We start from the raw sequence: 5,670 nt of genomic DNA, 5'->3' as shown, positions 1-5,670 counted from the left end.
GGGATCGACAAGAACGAGGCGGGCTACCCCGAGCAGTGCGTCGTGGTCAGCACCGTGAGCACCAAGCAGGTGCGCGGCGTGAGCTACCAGGACTTCATCAGCTGGGGCGCGCACGGGGTCGCCGGCGTCACGGCCTCGATCTCCCCGCAGGCCGGCACCCGCACGTACTTCAACGAGAGCGTGATCCCCGACAAGACCGTGACCGAGACGTCCGAGGACGGCGGGGTCGTGTGGACCGAGCTGCCCCCGGGTGAGTACACGCTGTCCGCGCACGGCGCCGGCTCGACCTGGCCGGACGTGCACGTGACGTGCGCCGACGGTCGCATCGTCAACGCCAACCCGCCGTGGGGCCTCAACCAGCAGGCCACGACCGTGCCGACCAAGGTCAAGCCGACGTGGGCGCCCCGCAAGGGCCACGCGCCGCGCCTGACCGGCCTGACCGTGGGCAAGGTGCCGTTCCAGACGCTGCCGGAGTACGCCGCGACGCACGGCTCGACCATCGACTTCCGTGGGCTGGTCACGGTCGCGTGCGGCGACGGCTGCTTCGCCCCGGTGACCACCCACGCCAGCCTGACCAAGCCGACGGACCTGATGCGGCTGCTCGGCGACTCGGCGAGGAAGCTGCGACCCGGCCGGACGCTGATGGTCACCCTGGCCGTGCCCGGCTACGACACGCGCATCGACTCCTGGAAGATCAAGCCGCGGCGTACGCCGGTGCGCGCCACCCAGTGCATCCCGCTGGGCGAGAGCGTCGTCCGCGACGCCTGCTGACGGCGCGGTCGACCCACTCCCGGAGTGTCCGGACGGGATCCCGCGGGGTTCGACATCTGACCCCTGCGGGATCAGATATCGAACTTGTAGCCCAGGCCGCGGACCGTGACGAGGTACTTCGGCTCGCCCGGGTCGGGCTCGATCTTGGCGCGCAGCCGCTTGACGTGGACGTCGAGGGTCTTGGTGTCGCCGACGTAGTCCGAGCCCCACACCCGGTCGATCAGCTGGCCGCGGGTGAGCACCCGGCCGGGGTTGCGCAGGAACATCTCGAGCAGCTCGAACTCCTTGAGCGGCAGCCGCTGCGCCTGGCCGTCGACCGTCACGACGTGGCGCTCCACGTCCATGCGCACCGGGCCGGCCTCGAGGGTCGGCGGGGCGAGGTCGGGCTCCTGGCCACGACGCAGCACCGCACGGATGCGCGCGACCAGCTCGCGCGGCGAGTAGGGCTTGGTGACGTAGTCGTCGGCGCCGAGCTCGAGGCCGACCACCTTGTCGACCTCGTCGTCCTTGGCGCTGACCATGATCACCGGGACGCTGGAGGTCTGGCGGATCTGGCGGCACACCTCGGTGCCGGGCAGGCCGGGCAGCATCAGGTCGAGGAGCACGATGTCCGCACCGTTGCGGTCGAACTCCGTGAGCGCGTCGTTGCCGTTGGCCGCGATCGCGACCTCGTAGCCCTCCTTGCGCAGCATGTAGGCGAGAGCGTCGCTGTAGCTCTCTTCGTCCTCGACGACGAGTACGCGGGTCACCGGCCAGCCTCCTGGTTCATGGTCGACGAACGGGCCGAGAAATAGCGGGGGAGGGTCAAGGTGAACGTAGACCCTTGGCCCTCCACGGACCACACGCGGACGTCTCCGCCGTGCGTGGCCGCGACGTGCTTGACGATCGAGAGCCCGAGGCCGGTGCCGCCGGTGGAGCGGTGCCGGGCGGGGTCGACGCGGTAGAAGCGCTCGAAGATGCGGTCGATCTCCTGGGCGGGGATGCCGATGCCCTGGTCGACGACCGAGATCTCGACCATGTCGTCGTCGGCCTTGGTCGAGACGAGCACGGTGGCGTCGCTGTCGGAGTACGACACCGCGTTGGCCACCAGGTTGGCGACCGCCGCGGTCACCTGCTCCTCGCTTCCGAAGACCTGCAGGTGCGGGGTGCCGCCGGTGACGATCGAGATGCGCTTGGAGTCGGCGTCGATCGCGCTCGTGTCGACCGCGACCTTGATGACCTCGTCGAGCTCGACCGGCATCGGCTGCTCGAGCGGCTCGTCGCCCTGGAGCCGCGACAGCTCGATGACCTGCTGCACGAGCCGCGAGAGACGGTCGCTCTCGGTGAGCATCCGGTGGGAGAACCGCTTGACCGCCTCGGGGTCGTCGGCCGCGTCGTGGACGGCCTCGGCCAGCAGCCGGATCGCGCCGACGGGCGTCTTGAGCTCGTGGCTCACGTTCGCGACGAAGTCGCGGCGCACGGCCTCGACCCGCCGCTCGCGGGTGCGGTCCTCGACCAGCGCCAGCACCAGCCGCGAGCCCAGCGGCGCGACCCGCGCGGTCACGTGCCGCGAGGGCAGGCCGGGCCGGCTCATCAGCAGCTCGGTCTCCCGGATCTGGCCGTCGCGGCGGACCTGGTGCACGAGGTCGGCGAGGTCGGAGGAGAGCAGGGAGGTGCCGCGCACCAGGCCCATGGCGTACGCCGGCGCGGAGGCCTTCAGGACGACGTCGGCGTCGTCGACGACGACCGCGCTGCTGCGCAGGACCGAGAGCACCGCGGCGACCCCGACCGGGACGACCGGCTCCTCGATCGGCTGGGTGTGGTGCTGCTGGCGGTCGCTGAGGTGCCACGCCAGCACCGCGCCGCCCGCGACGACGGCGCCGATGAGCGCGGCGAGGAACGCCTGCGTCGTCGCATCCACACCTGAATCGTACGAGCCATTTCATCCCGAGTTCGCCCATGGAACGAGGGCTTCGAGATGTTCACTCCTCGTTCACGTAGCGGCCCCGGCTGTCCATCTGGCCCACCTAGGCTTGCGCGCATGCGAGAGGCCTTCCATGAACAGCTCGACCAGATGTTCGCCGACCTGGCGAGCATCTGCGAGAACGTCGAGACCGCGGTCCGCCTGGCGACCGAGGCGTTGCTCTCGGGCGACGCCGGCATCGCCGAGGGTGTGATCAGCGCCGACGCGGAGATCGATCGGGCGCGCGAGCGCGTGGAGGACTCCGCGTTCCTGCTGCTCTCGCTCCAGCAGCCGGTGGCCAGCGACCTGCGCACCGTGGTCGCGGCCCTGCGGATGGTCAGCGAGCTCGAGCGGATGGGCGACCTGTCCGTGCACGTCGCCAAGATCGCCCGCCTGCGGGTGCCCAACCTGGCCGTGCCCGCCGACGTCTCCCCGACGATCGAGCGGATGGCGCACGTCGCCGAGGGCATGGTCCGCCGCGTCTCGAAGATCATCACCGACCGCGATGTCGACGAGGCCCTGGCGCTCGTGCGCGAGGACGAGGAGATGGACCAGCTGCGCCGCAGCACCTTCGCGGACATGCTCTCCGCCGACTGGGCCCACGGGGTCGAGGCGGCCGTCGACGTCGCCCTGCTCGGTCGGTACTACGAGCGGATCGCCGACCACGCGGTCTCGGTCGCCAACCGGGTCGTCTTCGTCGTCACCGGCGAGAACCCCCGCTCGGTCAACGCCTGAGGCGCGCCGTGGGGGATGGTCCCTGACGTTCGCGGGTCGCGGAGCGCGAGAACCCGCAATCGTCAGGGACTATCGCACGCTCAGCGACCCTGGTTGGCGACGGCAGCGGCAGCGGCGGCAGCGGCCTCGGGGTCGAGGTAGCGGCTCGGGCCGGTGGGGCGGAAGTCGTCGTCGAGCTCGTAGACCAGGGGCATGCCGGTGGGGATGTTCAGCCCGGCGATGTCCTCGTCGCTGATGCCGTCGAGGTGCTTGACCAGCGCGCGCAGGCTGTTGCCGTGGGCGGCGATCAGCACGGTGTGGCCGGCCTGCAGGTCCGGGATGATGTCGGACTCCCAGTAGGGCAGGAACCGGGCGATGACGTCCTTGAGGCACTCGGTGCGCGGCATCTCCTCGCCGAGCCCGGCGTACTGCGGGAGACCGAACTGGGAGAACTCGCTGTCCTCCTCGATCGGCGGCGGCGGGACGTCGAAGGAGCGGCGCCACAGCATGAACTGCTCCTCGCCGTAGGCCTCCAGCGTCTCCTTCTTGTTCTTGCCCTGCAGCGCGCCGTAGTGACGCTCGTTGAGACGCCACGAGCGCCGCACCGGGATCCAGTGGCGGTCGGCGGCGTCGAGGGCCAGGCACGCGGTGTTGATCGCGCGGCGCTGCACCGAGGTGTGCACGACGTCGGGCAGGACACCCGCCTCGCGCATCAGGTTGCCGCCGTGGACCGCCTCCGCGCGGCCCTTGTCGGTGAGGTTGACGTCCACCCAGCCGGTGAACAGGTTCTTCGCGTTCCACTCGCTCTCACCGTGGCGGAGCAGGATGAGCGTGTGGGTCATGGGGTGTTCTCCTCGGCTGGGTGCGATATCAGTGTTCTGAGGTGACCGGAGCCTCGGCGTCGCACTCGTAGGTGTCGCTGGAGGAGCCGGTGGACGGGGTGGGGGCCAGGCCCTCGAACTCGTTGCAGGGCGGTACGACGGGCACCGACATCTCGGTGCTCTCGCCGTTGTCGAACTCGATCGTCACGGTGACGGCGTCGCCGGGGCCGAAGTCGCCCGTGACCGGGATGCCGCCCTCGGTCGCGAGGTTGACCAGCTGGCCGGGCCCGACCTCGATCGGCGTGACGTCGGCGGTCAGCGTCGAGTCGCCGGAGCCGGCCAGCGCCTCGACCGAGACGTCGGCGTCGGCGTCGTTCGAGTTGTTGGCGAACGAGGCGATGAACGCGCCCTCGCCCTGGTGGCCGGAGACGATCACGGCGTTCAGCACGTCGACCGACGCGTCGCGGTCGTTGATGCCGGCGGAGGGGGTGTAGACCCGGTCGGTGGCGTAGTCGAAGCCACAGGACGTCAGGGTCGCGGCGAGCGTGAGAGCGCCGACGGTCGAGAGCAGTCGGGCGGACGTGCGAAGCTGCATCTTCTAGGCCTTCACGGGTCTACGGCAGGGTGCGCGCACAGCCTAGTGGACGCGCTCGCGCTCGTGGACGCCCGCCCGCCGGCGGCGGACCGGCCGCTGGGTCCTCCGCTGGGTCGGCGACGCGGTGCTCAGGCGCCGAGGCCGACGGTGTTGCCGACGACCAGCAGGCCGGCGAGCGCCAGCACGACCCAGGCCAGGGCGAGGACGAGCAGCCGGGTGGCCCCGATCTTGAGCGCGATGCGCAGCGCGACGTGGCGGTGGCCGTCCTCGTGGTCGGCGACCAGCCCCGGCAGCGCGCACAGCACGTGCACGCCGATGCCGAGTGCGGCCGCGAGCGCCACCATCGCCGGCTGGGGCGGGTTGCCGCTGGCCTCGCCACCCCACCCGCCGTAGGACAGGAACGCCGGGTAGCCGGCGTACGCCACCGCCCACGGCAGCCAGGACAGCCAGCCGCGGCGCAGCACGACGTTGTCGACCAGCCCGACGCCGACCGTGGCGAGGTAGATGCTGCCGGCCGTGACGCCGTTGGACACCGAGAGCGGCACGAGCAGCAGCACCGCGCAGATCAGCGCGAACCAGGCCGTCCCGGGGTCGAGGTAGCCCTCGGCGATCGGCTTGCCGTTGGGCAGGTGCCGCGCGTCGCGGCGTCGGTCGAGCAGGTCGTTGTGCCAGCCCAGCACCGCCTGGCCGACCAGCACCGTGACCAGCACGAGGCCGACCTCGCGCCCGGCCCGGCCGCTCAGCGCGGCAGCGACCGCGAGGCCCGTCGCGGTCAGCAGCGCGTGCCGCGGGTGGGCGGCGCGCACCAGCAGGACGGGCGTGGCGTG

General features: G+C 71.4%; 7 protein-coding genes. 2 read left to right on the top strand and 5 right to left on the bottom strand.

The features are described 5' to 3' along the window. Positions 1 to 771 (top strand): hypothetical protein (locus Q0L15_RS11495; protein WP_296604480.1); only part of this gene is annotated, 771 nt, incomplete at its 5' end. A 71-nt stretch (positions 772 to 842) separates the two neighbouring features. On the opposite strand, the gene Q0L15_RS11490 is transcribed toward Q0L15_RS11495, so the two are convergent. After that, positions 843 to 1,520 carry a response regulator transcription factor gene (locus Q0L15_RS11490; RefSeq protein WP_296604477.1) on the bottom strand — a complete coding sequence of 226 codons (678 nt, stop codon included), beginning with the start codon at positions 1,518 to 1,520 and terminating at the stop codon, positions 843 to 845. Then, a complete protein-coding gene (locus Q0L15_RS11485) occupies positions 1,517 to 2,671 on the bottom strand; it encodes an ATP-binding protein (RefSeq protein WP_296604475.1) in 1,155 nt (384 codons plus the stop codon). The genes Q0L15_RS11490 and Q0L15_RS11485 overlap by 4 nt, the downstream gene beginning before the upstream one ends. Positions 2,672 to 2,791: 120 nt before the next feature. On the opposite strand from Q0L15_RS11485, the gene phoU reads away from it, so the two are divergent. Further along, positions 2,792 to 3,448 carry a phosphate signaling complex protein PhoU gene (phoU, locus tag Q0L15_RS11480; RefSeq protein ID WP_296604474.1) on the top strand — a complete coding sequence of 219 codons (657 nt, stop codon included), beginning with the start codon at positions 2,792 to 2,794 and terminating at the stop codon, positions 3,446 to 3,448. An 80-nt stretch (positions 3,449 to 3,528) separates the two neighbouring features. Here phoU and Q0L15_RS11475 read toward each other — a convergent pair whose 3' ends face one another. The 3 genes from Q0L15_RS11475 to Q0L15_RS11465 form a co-directional block, all read right to left on the bottom strand. Next, positions 3,529 to 4,269, bottom strand: coding sequence for a phosphoglyceromutase (locus tag Q0L15_RS11475; protein WP_296604472.1), 741 nt, complete (start codon positions 4,267 to 4,269; stop codon positions 3,529 to 3,531). Positions 4,270 to 4,297: 28 nt separating this feature from the next. Beyond that, a complete protein-coding gene (locus tag Q0L15_RS11470) occupies positions 4,298 to 4,843 on the bottom strand; it encodes a hypothetical protein (RefSeq protein WP_296604470.1) in 546 nt (181 codons plus the stop codon). 128 nt (positions 4,844 to 4,971) lie between these two features. After that, the coding region (locus tag Q0L15_RS11465; protein WP_296604468.1) for a UbiA family prenyltransferase at positions 4,972 to 5,670 on the bottom strand (699 nt) is incomplete at its 5' end.

It is taken from the genome of Nocardioides sp. (assembly GCF_024509035.1).
Lineage (GTDB): Bacteria > Actinomycetota > Actinomycetes > Propionibacteriales > Nocardioidaceae > Nocardioides.
Note: the sequence above shows the minus strand (reverse complement) of the source record. Positions and strands in the feature narration are given on the sequence as shown.